The organism is Frankia sp. EI5c (genome assembly GCF_001636565.1).
Lineage (GTDB): Bacteria > Actinomycetota > Actinomycetes > Frankiales > Frankiaceae > Parafrankia.
Genome location: NZ_LRTK01000008.1, coordinates 241,591 through 256,539, shown reverse-complemented (window position 1 = coordinate 256,539; position 14,949 = coordinate 241,591). Strand labels below are relative to the sequence as shown.

At 74.3% G+C, this 14,949-nt stretch carries 11 protein-coding genes and 3 pseudogenes; 1 reads left to right on the top strand and 13 read right to left on the bottom strand.

Annotation, left to right across the window (positions count from 1 at the left end; genetic code table 11):
* Positions 1-2 precede the first annotated feature (2 nt).
* The 8 genes and pseudogenes from UG55_RS07365 to UG55_RS07345 form a co-directional block, all read right to left on the bottom strand.
* Positions 3-1,922, bottom strand: a complete 1,920-nt coding sequence (locus UG55_RS07365) for an ABC transporter ATP-binding protein (protein WP_242423843.1) — start codon at positions 1,920-1,922, stop codon at positions 3-5.
* A pseudogene (locus UG55_RS33250) lies at positions 1,909-2,401 on the bottom strand (ABC transporter permease); the annotation flags it as partial. The gene UG55_RS07365 and the pseudogene UG55_RS33250, both read right to left, overlap by 14 nt.
* Position 2,402: 1 nt before the next feature.
* Positions 2,403-2,460: hypothetical protein (locus UG55_RS45940; RefSeq protein WP_304440391.1), on the bottom strand; the 58-nt coding region annotated here is incomplete at its 3' end.
* A gap of 296 nt (positions 2,461-2,756) precedes the next feature.
* Positions 2,757-3,692, bottom strand: coding sequence for an ABC transporter permease (locus UG55_RS07355; protein WP_066064638.1), 936 nt, complete (start codon positions 3,690-3,692; stop codon positions 2,757-2,759).
* Positions 3,689-4,391: pseudogene (locus tag UG55_RS46840) on the bottom strand (ABC transporter substrate-binding protein); the annotation flags it as partial. The gene UG55_RS07355 and the pseudogene UG55_RS46840, both read right to left, overlap by 4 nt.
* A 1-nt stretch (position 4,392) precedes the next feature.
* Positions 4,393-5,050, bottom strand: a 658-nt coding sequence (locus UG55_RS46835; RefSeq protein WP_396230831.1) for an ABC transporter substrate-binding protein, incomplete at its 3' end; no start/stop codon positions are given.
* 132 nt (positions 5,051-5,182) lie between these two features.
* A complete protein-coding gene (locus tag UG55_RS27005) occupies positions 5,183-5,371 on the bottom strand; it encodes a hypothetical protein (RefSeq protein ID WP_083986515.1) in 189 nt (62 codons plus the stop codon).
* 394 nt (positions 5,372-5,765) lie between these two features.
* On the bottom strand, positions 5,766-6,869 hold the full coding sequence (locus UG55_RS07345) for a glutamate--cysteine ligase (RefSeq protein ID WP_066064781.1): 1,104 nt from the start codon (positions 6,867-6,869) through the stop codon (positions 5,766-5,768).
* A 569-nt stretch (positions 6,870-7,438) separates the two neighbouring features.
* Here UG55_RS07345 and UG55_RS07340 point away from each other — a divergent pair.
* Positions 7,439-8,968: an alpha/beta hydrolase domain-containing protein gene (locus UG55_RS07340; protein ID WP_396230830.1), complete on the top strand. Its 1,530-nt coding sequence runs from the start codon at positions 7,439-7,441 to the stop codon at positions 8,966-8,968.
* A 215-nt stretch (positions 8,969-9,183) separates the two neighbouring features.
* Here UG55_RS07340 and UG55_RS07335 read toward each other — a convergent pair.
* The 5 genes and pseudogenes from UG55_RS07335 to UG55_RS07320 all read right to left on the bottom strand — a co-directional run.
* A pseudogene (locus tag UG55_RS07335) lies at positions 9,184-10,166 on the bottom strand (ABC transporter substrate-binding protein); the annotation flags it as partial.
* A 1-nt stretch (position 10,167) separates the two neighbouring features.
* Positions 10,168-10,262, bottom strand: a 95-nt coding sequence (locus UG55_RS46155) for a hypothetical protein (RefSeq protein WP_313954588.1), incomplete at its 3' end; no start/stop codon positions are given.
* A 720-nt stretch (positions 10,263-10,982) separates the two neighbouring features.
* Positions 10,983-11,774 (bottom strand): SDR family oxidoreductase, encoded by a 792-nt coding sequence (locus UG55_RS07330; protein ID WP_083986512.1) that lies wholly within the window; start codon positions 11,772-11,774, stop codon positions 10,983-10,985.
* 104 nt (positions 11,775-11,878) lie between these two features.
* Positions 11,879-13,723: a rhodanese-like domain-containing protein gene (locus tag UG55_RS07325; RefSeq protein ID WP_066064632.1), complete on the bottom strand. Its 1,845-nt coding sequence runs from the start codon at positions 13,721-13,723 to the stop codon at positions 11,879-11,881.
* Complete coding sequence (locus UG55_RS07320) at positions 13,720-14,469, bottom strand: alpha/beta hydrolase (protein ID WP_066064629.1); 750 nt, start codon at positions 14,467-14,469, stop codon at positions 13,720-13,722. Before UG55_RS07320 ends, UG55_RS07325 begins: the two co-directional genes overlap by 4 nt.
* Between the last annotated feature and the right edge of the window lie 480 nt (positions 14,470-14,949).

Here is a 14,949-nt window from a genome sequence, read left to right as displayed (position 1 = left end):
GATCAGGTGAGGGCCGCGGTGTCCAGGCGTGGAACGGCGGCGAGCAGGGCCCTGGTGTAGTCGTGGGTGGGTGCGCGCAGCACCTGCTCGACGTCGCCCTGTTCCACCAGTTCACCGTCGCGCATGACCAGGACCCGGTCGCAGGCGTGGTAGATGACCCCCAGGTCGTGCGAGATGAACAGCATCGCCACGCCGAGGGCGTCCTGGACGTCGGCGAACACGTCGAGGATCTGCGCCTGGATGGACACGTCCAGTGCGGACACCGGCTCGTCGCAGACCAGCACTTCCGGTTCGGGTGCCAGCGCCCGGGCGATGGCGACCCGCTGCCGCTGGCCGCCGGAGAGCTGGGTGGCGCGCCGCGGGAGCACCCCGGCGTCGAGCCCGACGAGGTCGAGCAGCTCGACGATCCGGTCCCGCCGCCGGGCCGCCGCGCGCCGGCCCGGCGCACCCAGTGCCTCCCCGACGATCCGTTCGACGGTGTACCGCGGGTCGAACGCGCCGAGCGGGTCCTGCGGGACGAGCTGAATGCGGTGCCGGTCCGGCCGCCGGGCCGCCTCCGACTGTCGTGACCAGGGTTTTCCGTGCAGTGTCACGGTGCCGTCGTCCGGCTCCAGCAGGCCGAGGACGATCTCCGCCGTGGTGCTCTTGCCGGAGCCGGACTCACCGAGGAGCCCGACCGTCTCGCCGACGCGCAGGGCGAACGAGACGCCGCGGACGGCCGGCCGGCGCGAACCGTCCGGCCCGCGGAAGCTCTTCCAGACCTCGTCGACCTCGATCACCGTGTCGTCGGCGTGCCGTGGCCGGCTGCGGGCCGGGCCCGCCTGCGGAGCGGGCCACGGCTCGTCCGTGCGCCAGCACCAGGCACGGTGCGCGGGGCCGACCTCGACCGCCGGTGGCTCCGCGGCCCGGCAACGTGCCTCGACGAGCGGGCAGCGGGTGGCGAACCGGCAGCCGGCGGCGTCCGGCGGGGCGACGGCCGGCTCCGTGGCCGCGTCCCGGCGGATCGCCAGCCGGGTGCCGCGGGCGTGCGCGGACGGAACGGCGGCGAGCAGCTCACGGGTGTAGGGATGACGCGGCGAGCGCAACAGCTCCTCGACGCTGCCTTCCTCGACGAGCGCACCCGCGTACATCACCGCGACCCGGTCCGCCAGCCGGCTGACGACGGCGAGATCGTGACTGATCAGCAGGAGGCCGACGCCGTCCGCCTTGCGGGCCGCGAGCAGGTCGAGGATCTGCGCCTGCACGGACACGTCCAGGGCGGTGGTCGGCTCGTCCGCGAGCAGCACGGTGGGCTGCCCGGCGAGCGCCGAGGCGATCAGCGCCCGCTGGCGCAGCCCGCCGGACAGTTCGAACGGACGCTGCCGGGCGCGCACCGCGGGCTCCGGCACCCTCGCCTCCGCCAGCAGCTCCACCGCCCGCGCGGCCCGCCCGCCCCGGGGGACCAGGTGATGGTTGGCCAGGGTCTCGGCGATCTCGGCACCGACCGTCCGCACCGGGTCGAGGGAGGACAGGGCGTCCTGGAGCACCAGCCCGACCCGCCGGCCGCGGATCCGCCGCCAGTCCCGTTCGCGCAGGTCACGCAGGTCCTGGCCGGCGAGTTCGAGCCGGTCCGCCGACACCGACCCGCCGGCGCCCACCAGGCCGACCAGCGCCCGGGCGGTGACGCTCTTGCCCGAGCCCGACTCGCCGACGATCGCCAGGCATTCGCCCGGCGACAGGGTGAAGCTCACCCCGCGGACAGCCGCGAGCGGGCCCCCGCGGGTGGCGAACGTGACCCGCAGGTCCGCCACGGTGATCAGCGGCTCGGTGCCCAGCGGCTCTGTGGCCAGCGGCTCCGTGCCCAGCCGCTCCGTGGCCAGCGGCTCTGTGGCCAGCGGCTCCGTGGCCAGCGGTCCCGCGCTGGTCGCCTCAGAACTTGCCAACGGGATGTCTCCCCTCGAACCGCCGCTGCAGGTCACGGCCGACGATGTTGATCGCGATCACGGTCACGGTGATCGCGAGCCCGGGGAAGACCGCCATCGCCCAGGAGATGGTCAGGAAGTCCTTGCCCTGCGCGAGCATCGAGCCCCACTCGGCGGTCGGCACCCGCGGGCCCAGCCCCAGGAAGCTCAGCGACGAACCCGCGACGATGGCCGCGCCGACACTGAGCAGCGCCAGGACCAGCAGCGGGGCGAACGCGTTGGGCAGCACGTGGCGCAGGTACACCCGGGCGCGCCCGGCGCCGAACGTCACCGCGGTGCGCACATAGCCGGCCTGGCGGATCACCAGTGCCTCGCCCCGCACCAGCCGGGCGAACCCGGGCGCGCTGGACAGGCCGATGGCGATGGCCACGTTGGTGCTGCTCGGGCCCAGGACGGCCACGACGAGCAGCGACAGCAGCAGGCCGGGGAACGACAGCAGGNCGTCGGTGATCCGCATCAGGATCTCGTCGACCGCCCGGCCGCAGGTGGCGGCGAGCATCCCCGTCAGGCAGCCGAGGAGCAGCGCGATGCCGGTCGCGCCGACCCCGATGAACAGCGACACCCGAGCCCCGTGCACCACCCGGCTGTAGACGTCCCGCCCCAGCTGGTCGGTGCCGAACCAGTGCGCGCCGCTCGGCCCGAGCAGGGCGTTCACCGGCTCCACCGCGTTCGGGTCGGCCCGGTCGAGCAGGCCCGGCCAGGCCGCGGCGAGGCCCATCAGCACCACCACGAGGGCGCTGATCGCCACACCGGGGCCGATCCGCCGGTGTCGCGCCGCGGCCGGTTTCGGCGTGGTCACCGGACGACCTCCTTCATCCGCGGGTCGATGACCCGGTAGAGCAGATCCACGGCGATGTTGAGCAAGGTGAAGATCGTCGCCGCCACCACCGCGATGCCGGTGACCAGCGGGAGGTCACGCCCGGCGATGGCGGTCGCGGTGATCCGCCCCAGACCCTCCCGGCTGAAGATCGTCTCGACCAGCACGGCTCCGCCGAGCAGCGTGCCGATGATCCATCCGGCGAGCGTGACCATGGGGATCAGCGCGTGCCGCAGCGCGTGCCGCAGCCGCACCGCCGTCTCGCCGGTGCCGCGGGCCCGGGCGCTGAGCACGAACGGCTGCTCCAGCGCCCGCTCCAGGCCCTCCCGCATGACCTGCGCGAACACACCGATCAGGCCGAGTGCCAGGGTGACGGCGGGCAGCACCAGCCCGTCCAGGCTGTCGCCGCCCGCCACCGGGAACAGTTGCAACCGGAACGAGAACGCCGTCAGCAGCAGCACACCGACCCAGAAGCCGGGCGTAGAGATCATGAGCAGCTCGGCCGCGGACGACAGCCGCCGCCACCCGGACCGGCGCCCGGCCGTGGCGACGGCGAGCGCGGCCGCCACCACGAACGCGAGCCCGAACCCGGCCAGCGCGAGCTGCACCGTCGGCCACAGCTGGCTTCCGATCACCTCCGCCACCGGCTGGTGCAGCTGGTAGGACCGGCCGAGATCACCGCGCAGCAGCTGGCCGAGGAACCGGCCGTAACGGACGGGCAGCGGCCGGTCGTACCCGAGCTCGTGGCGGGTCTGCTGGTAGACCTCCGGGCTGGGGGCCGCGCCGCCCATCATCACGTGCACCGGGTCCCCGGGCACCACCTGCAGGGCCCCGAAGGCCACCGTCGCCGCCCCGAGCACGACGAGGACCGACAGCGCCAGCCGGCGGGCCAGCCACCGCGCGGTGGACGTCACTTCGTCGGGTCCAGCCAGGTGTCGAAGAACGTCAGGTTCGAGGACTGCTCGAAGCGCAGACCGTGCACCTTCTCCGCCGCACCCACCAGGTTCGCCCCGACGGTGAGCGGCACCGCCAGCGCGTTGTCGATGATGTACTGCTGGGCCTCCGCCCAGTTCTTCGTCCGCACCGCCGTGTCGGTGGTCGTCGACGCCTCGTTCAGCAGGCGGTCGAGCGTGGCGTCGTTCAGCCCGTACAGGTTGCCGCCGCCCTTGGTGATCCCCTGGTCCGAGGCGAACGCGAAGCGCAGGATGTCGCCGTCCGGCCGCTGGTAGCTGCCACCCCAGATGTCGAGGTCGGCGGCGAAGATGTGCTGGCTGAAGGTGCCGACGTCCTCCGTGACGTACTGCAGGTCGATGCCGACCTTCTTGGCGTCCGCCTGGACGCCCTGCGCCACCACGCCGCGGCTGTCGCGGTCCAGCTGCGCACCGGTGCGCCAGACGACGGTCAGCCGCTTCCCGTCCTTCGTGCGGAAGCCGTCACCGTCCCGCGCCGTCCAGCCGGCCTCGTCGAGCAGCCGGTTCGCCAGCGCCTGGTCGACCTTCCAGGTGCCCTCCAGCGACTTGTCGTAGCCGATCGTGGTCGGGCTCAGCAGACTCCAGGCCCGCCGGTACTCGCCGAAGTACACCGAGGTGACCAGCTCGTCGAGGTTCACCGCCNGCAGCAGCGCCCGGCGGACCCGCACGTCCGACAGCGGCTCGCGGGTCGGGTTGAGGAGCAGCGAGAAGGTCAGGCCGGGGGAGTCCGCGCGCAGGTACTGCAGCGAGTTGTTGGCCTTCAGCGTGCGGATGTTCGCCGCCGGCACGTTGTTGATGACGTGGACCTGACCGGAGGCCAGCGCACCGAACCGGGCGGTGTCGTCGGAGATGAACTGGAAGGTGATCCCGTCCAGGTAGGCCGGGCCGTCGTGGTCCGCGGCGTCCGGCGCCCACTGGTAGGCGGTGTTCTTCGCCAGCACCAGGTCGCGGTTCTTCGTCCAGCTCACGAACGTGAAGGCACCGGAGCCGACGGGCTTGGTGCACAGTTCCTCCGCCGAGCGCCGCAGCGACGCGGGCGACTGGATGCCGAGCGAGGGCGACCCGACGCTCTGCAGGAAGGTCGCGTCCGGCCGCTTGAGCACCACCTCGGCCGTCCGCGGGTCGATCACCCGGGTCTCCTGGTAGGCGCTCAGCAGCGCACCCGCGTACAGCGACTTCGTCGCCGGGTCGACGGCGTGGTCGAAGGTCGCCTTCACCGCGGTGGCGTCGAACGCCGACCCGTCGTGGAACCGCACCCCGTCGCGCAGGGTGAACCGGTAGGTCTTCCCGTCCGGGGAGATGGTCCAGCTGGTCGCCAGCCACGGCTTCGTCTCGCCCGCCGAGGTCTGCGAGACGAGCGAGTCGAAGATGTTGCGGTTGATGACGCCGGTGACCGTGCTCGGGTCGTAGCCCGGGTCGAGGCAGCCGGGCTCCTAAATGGTCGCGTAGGTGAGCTTCCCGCCGGCTACCGGCTTGGCGTCGGTGGCCGCCGGGCCGGTCGCGTCGTCCGAGCCGCCGCACGCGGCGGCGGTGACGCTCGCCAGCGCCAGTACAGCGACGAGGCTGGTAGTTCGCCGGACGGCCCGCGTGCGCCGCCCGCCCCCCTGGATCATGGTGTTCATAACTTCCTTATCAGTTGGTACGGCGGTGCCGCTGGTACGGAGCGGCCGCACCGGCGGGACGGCCTGGCGCGTCACGCCGGGCCGCGTCGGCATCCGCGTTGTGTCGGCCTGCCGGGCGCGGCGGACCGGACCGGACCGGCCCCGCGACCGGCCCCGCGACCAGCCCCGGGCCGGTTGCGGATCCGGGTCCGGGGCTGGGGCTGGGGCTGGGCCGACCGTCACCCGGCCGGCGGAGACACCCGTTGGTCAGGCCGGTTCGGCCACGCCGCGGGCCAAGATTCGCAGACCGGTCGGCTGCTCCACATCAGAAGAACTACGTACCTGTGCCGACAGCCGGGGGTGTAGGTGCCGAGGGGGGAGCGGCACCAGGGAGGATCATCAGCTGGTGGGTCGGCTATCGCGGGTCGGTCTCCCGCGTGATCAGATCGACGACGTCGGACATCCGGCCGCGGCGGCGCAGCGCGGCGCGTTGCCGGTCGGCACCGGTGCCGCGGCTGAACAGGTCGTCCACCATCCCGGCGACCGCGTCCAGGTCACCGGCCGCGGCCAGGGCCGGGGTTGTGCGGGTCACCAGCTGGTCGACCAGCGTGCGGGCCTTCACCAGCTCGCCGGTGGTGGGGTCGAGCAGCTCGCCCTTGAGGCCGTCGCGGGCCGCCCGCCAGGTGGCGGCCCGCAGCACCTCCGGCCGGGTGTCGGGCACCGGCCGGCCGTCCGCCCAGTCGGCCGCCGCGGTGGTGACGAGGCCGCGGGCGAGGGCCGCCAGCAGAACGGCGTCGTCGACCGAGAGGCAGACGTCGGCGACCCGCAGTTCCAGGGTCGGGTAGCGGCGGGAGAGCCGGGCGTCGAAGTAGATCATGCCGTCGTCCATCGCCGCACCACTGCGGACCAGCAGGTCGACCACCCGCTCGTACTCCGCCGGGGAGCCGAACACGGCCGGCGCCCCGGCCGTCGGCCAGCGCGCCCAGACCTGGGTGCGGTAGCTGGCGTAGCCGGTGTCCTCGCCCTGCCAGAACGGGGAGTTCGTGGACATCGCGGTCAGCACCGGCAGCCACGGGCGCAGCCGGTCCAGGGCGCCGACCGCCTCCTCCGGCGACTCGACCGCGACATGGACGTGGCAGCCGCAGGTGAGCTGTTCCCGCGCGGTGATCCCGAACTCCGCGTGCATCCGTTCGTAGCGCGGTTTGGGGGTGACGGTCGGGTCGGCGGGGGTGGGGCTGGTCGCCGTGGCGGCGAGCGCGACGCCCTCGGCGCGGGCCGCGCGGGCGGCCGCGTGCCGCAACGCCGACAGCGACGCCCGCAGCGCCGCGAGCGAGGTGTGCGGGGCGGAGCCGCTCTCCACCTGCTCCGCGGCCAGCTCGACGTCGAGGTCACCGTCGAGCCGGCCGCCGTACTCGCTGCGGGACAGCACCCGGGGGGCGGCGGCCCGCACCGCGAGGTTGTCGGGATCGAGCAGGAGGAACTCTTCTTCGACGCCGACAGTGCGGGGGGAGGCGGTCATGTGGCACTGCTTCCCCGGCGTGACCACCAGTAACGTGGCGGCCGCCACGGCCGCGCGCCTATAGCGGGTCTCGTGTTCGGTCGGCAGGCACCACGCGCGCGCGAACGTTTCCAGCTCGGCGGTTCTTCGACCGGTCGAGGGTCACCCGGTAGATCCCGGGGATGGGATGGTGCCCGGGCTCGTAGTCGATCTCCGTCGCCGCCGGCTGACGCTCGTTCCCCCTCCGCCCTCCGCCCGGCCAGTGGTTGCGTGTGATCAGTGGACGGGCCAGGCTCCGCCGCATGGCCTGGAACCGGCGGGCCGCGTCGTGGACGCGTCCGGCGTGCCGGCTGCGGGTCTCCTTTCGACAGAGGTGGGCGATGAAGAACTTCAGAACCGGCTCCCGCTACGGGCGCGCCGAGGCGGGCGGCCCGGTGCGGAGGCGATCCGGATACCCGGACGGCACGGACGCGGCGGGTGCCGCCGCCGGGCCGGGTGGTGCGACCGGGCCGGCGGCCGGGCTGGGTGGTGCCGGGCGAGGGCACGATGGTGCCGGTGGGCGGGGTCGCCGGCGGTTATCCCGCCGCCCGATGCGCGGGGCGGGTGTGCTGGCGTGCGCGGCGGTGCTGTTGCCCGCACTGGCGGCCTGCTCGGGGGATGTCACCGGCGGTCGGGGCGGTTCCGGCGGCTCCGGGTCCGCGGAGGGCGAGCACCCCGAACCCGCCCCGACGGCGGTCACCCGGACGGTGCCGCGGGCCGGCGGCCCGGCGGCGGACCTCTCGGCCGAGCTCACCGGGGGCAGGGGCGTGTTCATCGGGGCGCCGACCCCGGCGGACCTCGAGCCCGCCGGCTATGTGCAGCACGAGTACGCCGCCGTGGGCACGGCCACCTCCTACCGGGCGGCCGGAGAGCTCACGCCAGACGGCCGGTGGACGTTCGCCACGGACACCACCGCGCCGTACCGCACCCGGGTGCTGGTGCGCCGCCCCGCGGCGGCGGACCGGTTCAGCGGCACCGTCATCGTCGAGTGGCTGAACGTCAGCGGTGGCGTCGACGCCGACCCGGAGTGGACCACCCTGCAGGAGGAGATCACCCGACGCGGCGACGTCTGGGTCGGGGTCTCGGCGCAGCGCATCGGCGTGCTCGGCGGCCCGGTGCTGGTCACCGCGCCCGGCGGTGAGGGCGTGTCGGGCCGGGGGCTCAGGGCCCTGGACCCGGCCCGGTACGGCTCGTTGAGCCATCCCGGCGACGGCTATTCGTTCGACATCTACACGCAGGTCGCCCGGGCCGTCGGGGCCGGGGCCGGGCTGGGCGGCGCGAAGCCGTCGGTCGTGGTCGCGGCCGGTGAGTCGCAGTCGGCGGCGGCGCTGGTCACCTACTACAACGGCGTGCAGCCGCTCACCCGCGAGTTCGACGGCTTCTTCGTGCACAGCCGCGGCTCCGCCGGCCTGCCGCTGGTCACGGGCGACCAGCCGGCCGACCTCGCCGGCGCGCTGCAGGGCACGCCGACGATCTTCCGCACCGACCTGGACGCGCCGGTCCTCAACCCGCAGACCGAGTCCGACCTGCTCGGCGTGCTCAACTCCTACAAGGCCCGGCAGCCCGACGGCGACCGCTTCCGGCTCTGGGAGGTCGCCGGCACCGCCCACGCCGACGCGCACCTGCTCGGCCCGAACGCCAGCGCGATGAACTGCGGCGTCCCGGTCAACGACGGCCCGATGCACGTCGTCGGCAAGGCGGGGCTGCGGGCGCTGAAGACCTGGATCACCACCGGCCGGGCTCCGGAGGTCGCGCCGCGCATCGAGGTGACCGCCGGCGGCACCCCGGCGATCCGCCGGGACTCCGACGGCATCGCGGTGGGCGGTATCCGCACCCCACCGGTGGACGTGCCGACCGCTGTGCTGACCGGTGAGCCCGGGCCCGACGCGTCCATCATCTGTCTGCTGCTCGGTTCCACGAAGCCGCTGCCCGCCGCCAGGCTCGCCGCGCTCTATTCCGACCGGGACGTCTACCAGCAGCGTTATGACGCCGCGGTGGAACACACGGTCAGCGCGGGCTACGCGCTGGCCGATGACCGCGCGGCGCTGGCCGGGTTCGCCGGCCCGGACGCGCTCGGATGACGCGACGGGGGGTTTCCCGGGGCCGTGACCAGACCCCGGGAAACCCCCCGGATCGCCGTGCCGACCGCGGTGCCCGGCCGAAGTGGGTGCCCGGCTGAATTGGGTGCCCGGCCGGAGTGGGTGCCCGCTAGCTGAAGTCGGTGAAGGTGGGTTCGGTCCAGACGTGTTCCCGGGTGACGGGCCAGCAGATGAACGGCTTGGTCCGGTCGCCGACNGGTTCGAACTTCCCGTCGTGCACCTTGACCACGGTGATGCACTCCTGCTTGTAGCCGTGGGTCACCGGGTCGTCCTCGGTGGGCGGGAAGTGCTGGCGGCTCCAGTCGATCGGGTCGGTCAGGCCGTCGGCGCTGTAGGCGGTCATCCGGTTGGTCGCGGCGATCACCGACTCCCGGGTGAAGCCCTCCCCGGCGGCCTTGATGCCCTGGTAGGCGAGGTCGGCGTCGATCCAGCCGAGCAGCGCGTACTCCGTGCGCTCGGCCTTCGTCCGGTCCATCCAGGTGAAGAAGTCCTTCAGCCCGGAAGTGCCGGGGTCGGCCTCGAAGGGGCGGAAGCGGGGCAGGACGTAGTCGCCCTCGAACAGCGAACCGCCCTCGGCGACGAACTTCTGGTCGTAGGTGTTCTGGTGCACCATCGGCACCGAGCCGATTCCCTGGCGTTCCATCTCCTGGGAGAACGTCTTCATCGAGTTGAGGTCGATGCAGCCGACGACGAGCTGGGCGCCGGCCTTCTTCATCGCCGTCACCTCGGGGCCGGCGCCGTTGGGCAGGCCGTAGGCCAGGCTGTCGTTCGCGTAGACGATCTCCTGGCCGAACTGCTCACCGAAGGTCTCGATCGACTTGACGACGCCGTTGGCGCAGTTCTTGGACGCGGGCGCGACCCCGATCCCGAGTGCGGCGATTCTGGTGGCGCCGGCGAGCCTCGCCAGGTAGGGCCAGTACGTCTGGGTGCACTCGATACAGAAGACCCCGGTGGAGCTGAACACCGACTCCTTCCCGACCATGTCGGTGGCGTTCGCGGGCAGCCCGTAGACGGGTATCCCGGCCTTGGCGAGCGCGTCGTAGCCGCTGGCCAGCAGGGGTGCGGAGAACGTGGCGAAGGTGTCGTTCGCCGAAATGATCTCCAGTGACGCCTGCTGGTTGTTGCCCAGCTGGTCGTCGATCGTCCTGGAGACCACCAGTTCGCGGCCGAAGAGCCCGCCNTCGCTGTTGCGGTAGGCGAGATAGGCGTTCACCCCGGAGGCGAAGCAGTCCAGGATGCAGGTTCCGAGCGGGTTGTTGCTCCTGGTCCCGACCATCGCGAACCGGATCTCGCTGTCGGTGACGCCGGGCGCGGTGGACCCGCCGCCCGCCGACGTGCCGCTGCTGGCCGGGGGCTTGTCCGTCTCGCCCGTGGAGTTCGAGCAGGCGGCCACGGCGAGCGCGAGGGCCACCAGCAGAACGGGCAGGGTGCCTAAGCGGGTACCCGGCGGCTTGCGCCACGGCCTTCGCCGGGGCGTTTCCCCTGGGCCGCCGCGGGACCTGCTGTCGGAACCGTTCACCTGTTGCTCCCTTTCGAAGGGGGCGCGCTCGTCCACGGCTCTCGGGTGCCCTGGCGGCGGGTGCCGTCAGACGGTGGGTTGCCGGTCGAACGTGCTGGGGGTGGTTGGGCCTGGCCGGCGCGGCGCGCCACAGTGGGCCGACCGCCGGGCGGGCCGCCTACGTGACGTCCGTCATGTCCGGCCGATCTGGCGCAAAAATATATACATGTATTCGGGTCGTCAAGGGTGGTGCCGGAGGTTGTTCCGGTGGCCCGAAAAAGGGTCCTGATCCCGGAGGCGGCAACGCCCGAACGCAAGCCAGGCCGCGAACGTGCGGGCCGGGCAGGGGTGACGCCCGCTCGCGGGCCGGGGTGGGAGTGCCGGGCCAGGCGACCTCGACCCCGCCCGGACCCGCAGTCAACATCTAAAGGTCTTGGCGGTCCAGTGGCCCGTATCGAACCAGCGGGTGTGCCGTCGGCGGCGGCTGTCGGCGGCCGCTCAGAACTGGGTGCCGCCGTCGATGTTGATGACAGCTCCGGTCAGGTAGCCGGCGCGGGGCGACAGCAGGAACGCGAACAGCTCGCCGACCTCGGTGGGAGTGCCCGGCCGGCGCAGCGCGACGTCCATGTGCCACTCGTCGACCATGACCCGCTCCAGCAGGCCCTCCGGCGGCACTCCGCGCTGGGTGGCGAGGGCGTGCCGCAGGCCCGCGAGCGAGTCGGTCTCGATGGCGCCGGGGCAGACGCAGTTGGCCCGCACCCCGGCGGCGCCGTAGGCCCGGGCCACTGTCTTGGTGAAGGCGGCGATGCCGCTCTTCAGCGTGAGGTAGGGCAGTCGATCGGGGTGGTAGGCGCGCATCCCGTAGGCGGCGGTGGTCACCACGGTGCCGCCGCCCGCCGCCACCAGGTGGGGGACGGCCGCCCGCACCGTGCGCACCGTTCCCATGAGCACGTCGTCGAAGGCCTGGGACCACACCTCGTCCGTCGCGGCTTCCAGCGCGCGGTGCGAGCCCTTCCCGGTGCCGGTGGTGACGGCGATCCCGGCCAGCTCGCCGAGAAGATCGACGGCCTCGGCCACGACCCGGTCGGCCTCGCCGGGGGCGTTGACGTCGCCGACCACCGCGGTGGCGTCCGGGCCGAGGCGCAGCGCGGCTGCCTCGGCCCGCTCCCGGTCACGGCCGACGACCACCAGCCGGGCACCCTCGGCCGCGATCACCTCCGCCGTGGCCAGCCCCATACCGGCGGTACCGCCGACCACCACGAACCCACGACCACGCACCCCGAGATCCATCTCGCCGGCCGCCTTCGCTCACATCCGAAACATCTAGATGTTCACCGTAGGGCCGGCTGGCGAGGCAGCGCAAGCCGCTGCCTCGCCGATCAGGTCAGGTCAGGTCAGGATGGCTCCGGGCCGGTCGCGGCCGGGCGGGCCGGGTCCGCCGACCAGGCGGACCAGGAGCCCGGGAACAGCGTCGCGTCGAAGCCCGCCGCCGCCAGCGCGGCGATCTCGTGCGCCGCGGTGACACCGGATCCGCAGTACACGCCGACCGGGCCGCCGCCGGCGCCGACCCCCGCCGCGGCGAACCGCGCGCGCAGCCGCTCGACGGGCAGGAAGCGGCCGTCCGGGCCGAGATTCTCGGCCGTGGGCAGGCTGCGCGCCCCGGGAATGTGCCCGGCGCGCGGGTCGACCGGCTCCACCTCGCCGCGGTAACGCTCGGCGGCCCGGGCGTCGAGCAGCACGCCGCCGGCACCGGGCAGCGCGGCGGCGGAGTCGGCGTCCAGCACCGGCAGCTGCCCGGCCGACAGCTCGATGTCGCCCTCGTCGGGCCGGTGGGCGCCGGTGGCCAGCGGCCCGCCCGCCGCGTTCCAGGCGGCGAGGCCGCCGTCGAGGATGCGGACGTCGCCGACACCCGCCCAGCGCAGCAGCCACCAGGCCCGGGCCGCGCTCAGCCCGCCGACCGCGTCGTAGACGACGACCGGCTGCCCGGTGCGCAGCCCCCAGCGCCGCGCGGCCCGCTGCAGGTCCGCGGGCTCCGGCAGCGGGTGACGGCCCTGAGCAGCCGAGGCCGGCGCGGCGAGCTCGGTCTCCAGGTCCACGTAGACCGCACCCGGCAGGTGCCCGTCGAGGTAGTGCTTCTCGCCGTCGGGGTCACCGAGCGCCCAGCGCACGTCCAGCAGCGCCGGCGGCCGGGACCCGGCCAGCTCGGCGCGCAGGGTCCGCGGGTCGACGAGGACGGTCGCCGCGGCGAGCACCTCGGCGAGGTCGTCGACGGGCAGCGAACCGGGCGCCGTCCGCTCGGCCACGGCGCGCTGGACCCGCGCGGCGAGGCCGGCGTTCACCGGGGCGCGCCGGCCCAGCTGCCGGGCGAGCAACGCGATCTCCCCGTTGAGGAAGTCCGTCTCGGCGTCCCGGGCGCGGGCGAGGCTCTGCCAGGTCGAGCTGCCCGGCCGCTCGCGCCCCTCGACCGGGTGGATGACGAAGTCGTCCAGGCGCGCGGTGCTCTCCGTCGCCAGGTCGGCGATCCCGAACCCGGCCGCGGTGAGCACCGCGCGGGCCTCGGCCACCACCAGTGCCGCCGCCCGGTCGCGTTCCGGGCCGGCCGGGTAGAGCGCGTCGAGGGCGAAGGTCACGCTCGCCAGCAGCTTCGCCGCCTTCCACCGGGAAAGGTCGGCGACCAGCTGCGTCTCGAAGCCGGCCGCCGCCAGATCGGCCGCGATCGCCCGCGCCGCGTCCGAGGCGGGCCCGTCCGGGTGGCTCCCCAGCCAGAAGACGCCCACCACGGGCGCCCCGGGCGAGGCGATCTCGCCGTCGGCGACATAGGTCGACGGCACCCACAGCACCGACCCGACGACGGTGGAGAAACGGCGCAGCGCGGCGCGCTCGGCCTCCAGCCCGTTCTGCACGGTGAGGACGGGCAGCACCTCCCCGGCCCGCCACCGGCCGCCGGCGACCGGCGCCCGCGCCCACTCGGCGAGCGCCTCCTCGGCCTGCTGGGTCTTGGTGGCCAGCACCAGGACGTCGTCGGCCTCCAGGGCGATCTCGGCCGGACCCCCCACGGCGGGCAGGTCGAGCGTGCGGGCGCCGTCCGGCCGGAAGTAGCGCAGCTTCCCGGCCCGGGCCAGCTCCAGCTGCCGGCCGCGGGCCACCAGGACGGCCGGCCGGCCCACCCGGCTGAGCTCGGCGGCGAGGGTGACCCCCGCGGCACCGGCACCGATGATCACATAACGGGGCACCGTCATCCCTCCCGCAGCGGCTCGGTGACGGCGATCGGCGCGAGGTCGGAGCCCGCGCGCAGGCGCTCGAGAAACTGTACGACGGCCGCGGCGACCGTGCGGTGCGTCGCGTCGTTGAGGGCGTCGTGCCGGCCGCCGACGATGGTGACGAGCTCGGCGCGGGGGACGGCGGCGTACCAGCGGCGGGCTTCGTCCACCGGGCTCACCGCGTCGTCACGGCCGTGGACGCCGAGCACCGGCACCCTCAGCAGGCCGGGGACGGCCGGGTCGAACCACTCGTCGGGCAGGCCGGCGAACAGCGCCGCCCGGCGGACCGCGCCCGCGCTGATGCGCCCCTGATGGGTCGGGCAGGCGGTGCGGATCGTCAGCTCGTCGTCCCACTCCGCCGCCGGCGCGGCGGACGGCGCGGTCGGCAGTCCGGCGAGGATGAGCGCCGCCACCCCGTCGAGGTGGCCGGTGGCGGCCAGGTGGGCCGCGAAGGCCGCCCCGGCGTCGGAGCCGACCACGACCCGGGGCAGGTCCGGGTCGGCCTCGGCGATGACGCCGAGCAGCTCGTCGCGGGCGCGGTCCGGCTCCGCGCTGGGCGCGGCGACGGCGTGCACCCGGTAGGCGTCGGTGGCCAGCCGGCGGCCGAAACGCTCGTACACCTGGGGCGATTCACCCCGGCCCGGCAGCACGACCAGCGTCGCGCGCAGCGGCGGCCCGGCGGACTCGTGCCAGGTGGAGACAGTGGCCTCGCGCGCGAGGGTCATCAGCGACCTTTCGGTGGGAGATGGGGTGGGATGCGCCGGACGGGCGGCCCGGCGCCAGGTGCGGGCCGACCCGCCCGCGGTGCCGCGGAACCGCCCTTCGCCGAGGCCCGAGTGGCCGCGGGCTGCCCGGCCGGCGGGCTGCCCGGCCGGCGCGGGCCGCCGCCCGCCCGGAGGGCCTGCCGACAGCGGTGCCGCGGCGTGGGCGTGGGCGGCGGGGACGTCCGGCACGGGGAACCGCCCCCTCGGGGGCGGGCGTCAGCGACAACACATGGCGCAGTGACGCATGAAGTCGATCACCCGGCGCCTGGTGAGATGCCGCCCGGCCCCGGCCCCGGGCTCGGCCCCGGAACCGGGCGGAAGAGCGGCTGGGCGGTGGTCGACCGGCCGCGGCGCGGGACGGCCCGCCGGCGTGATCTCCACCATGCCGATCAACCTAGTAGTTGCCCCCAGGAGTGACCAGCGACGATTCGCGATCGTGGC

Coding starts and splice junctions, on each gene's coding strand:
- UG55_RS27005 (WP_083986515.1), bottom strand. CDS start 5,371: ATGAACACCATGATCCAGGGGGGCGGGCGGCGCACGCGGGCCGTCCGG.
- UG55_RS07345 (WP_066064781.1), bottom strand. CDS start 6,869: ATGACCGCCTCCCCCCGCACTGTCGGCGTCGAAGAAGAGTTCCTCCTG.
- UG55_RS07340 (WP_396230830.1), top strand. CDS start 7,439: ATGCGCGGGGCGGGTGTGCTGGCGTGCGCGGCGGTGCTGTTGCCCGCA.
- UG55_RS07330 (WP_083986512.1), bottom strand. CDS start 11,774: ATGGATCTCGGGGTGCGTGGTCGTGGGTTCGTGGTGGTCGGCGGTACC.
- UG55_RS07325 (WP_066064632.1), bottom strand. CDS start 13,723: ATGACGGTGCCCCGTTATGTGATCATCGGTGCCGGTGCCGCGGGGGTC.
- UG55_RS07320 (WP_066064629.1), bottom strand. CDS start 14,469: ATGACCCTCGCGCGCGAGGCCACTGTCTCCACCTGGCACGAGTCCGCC.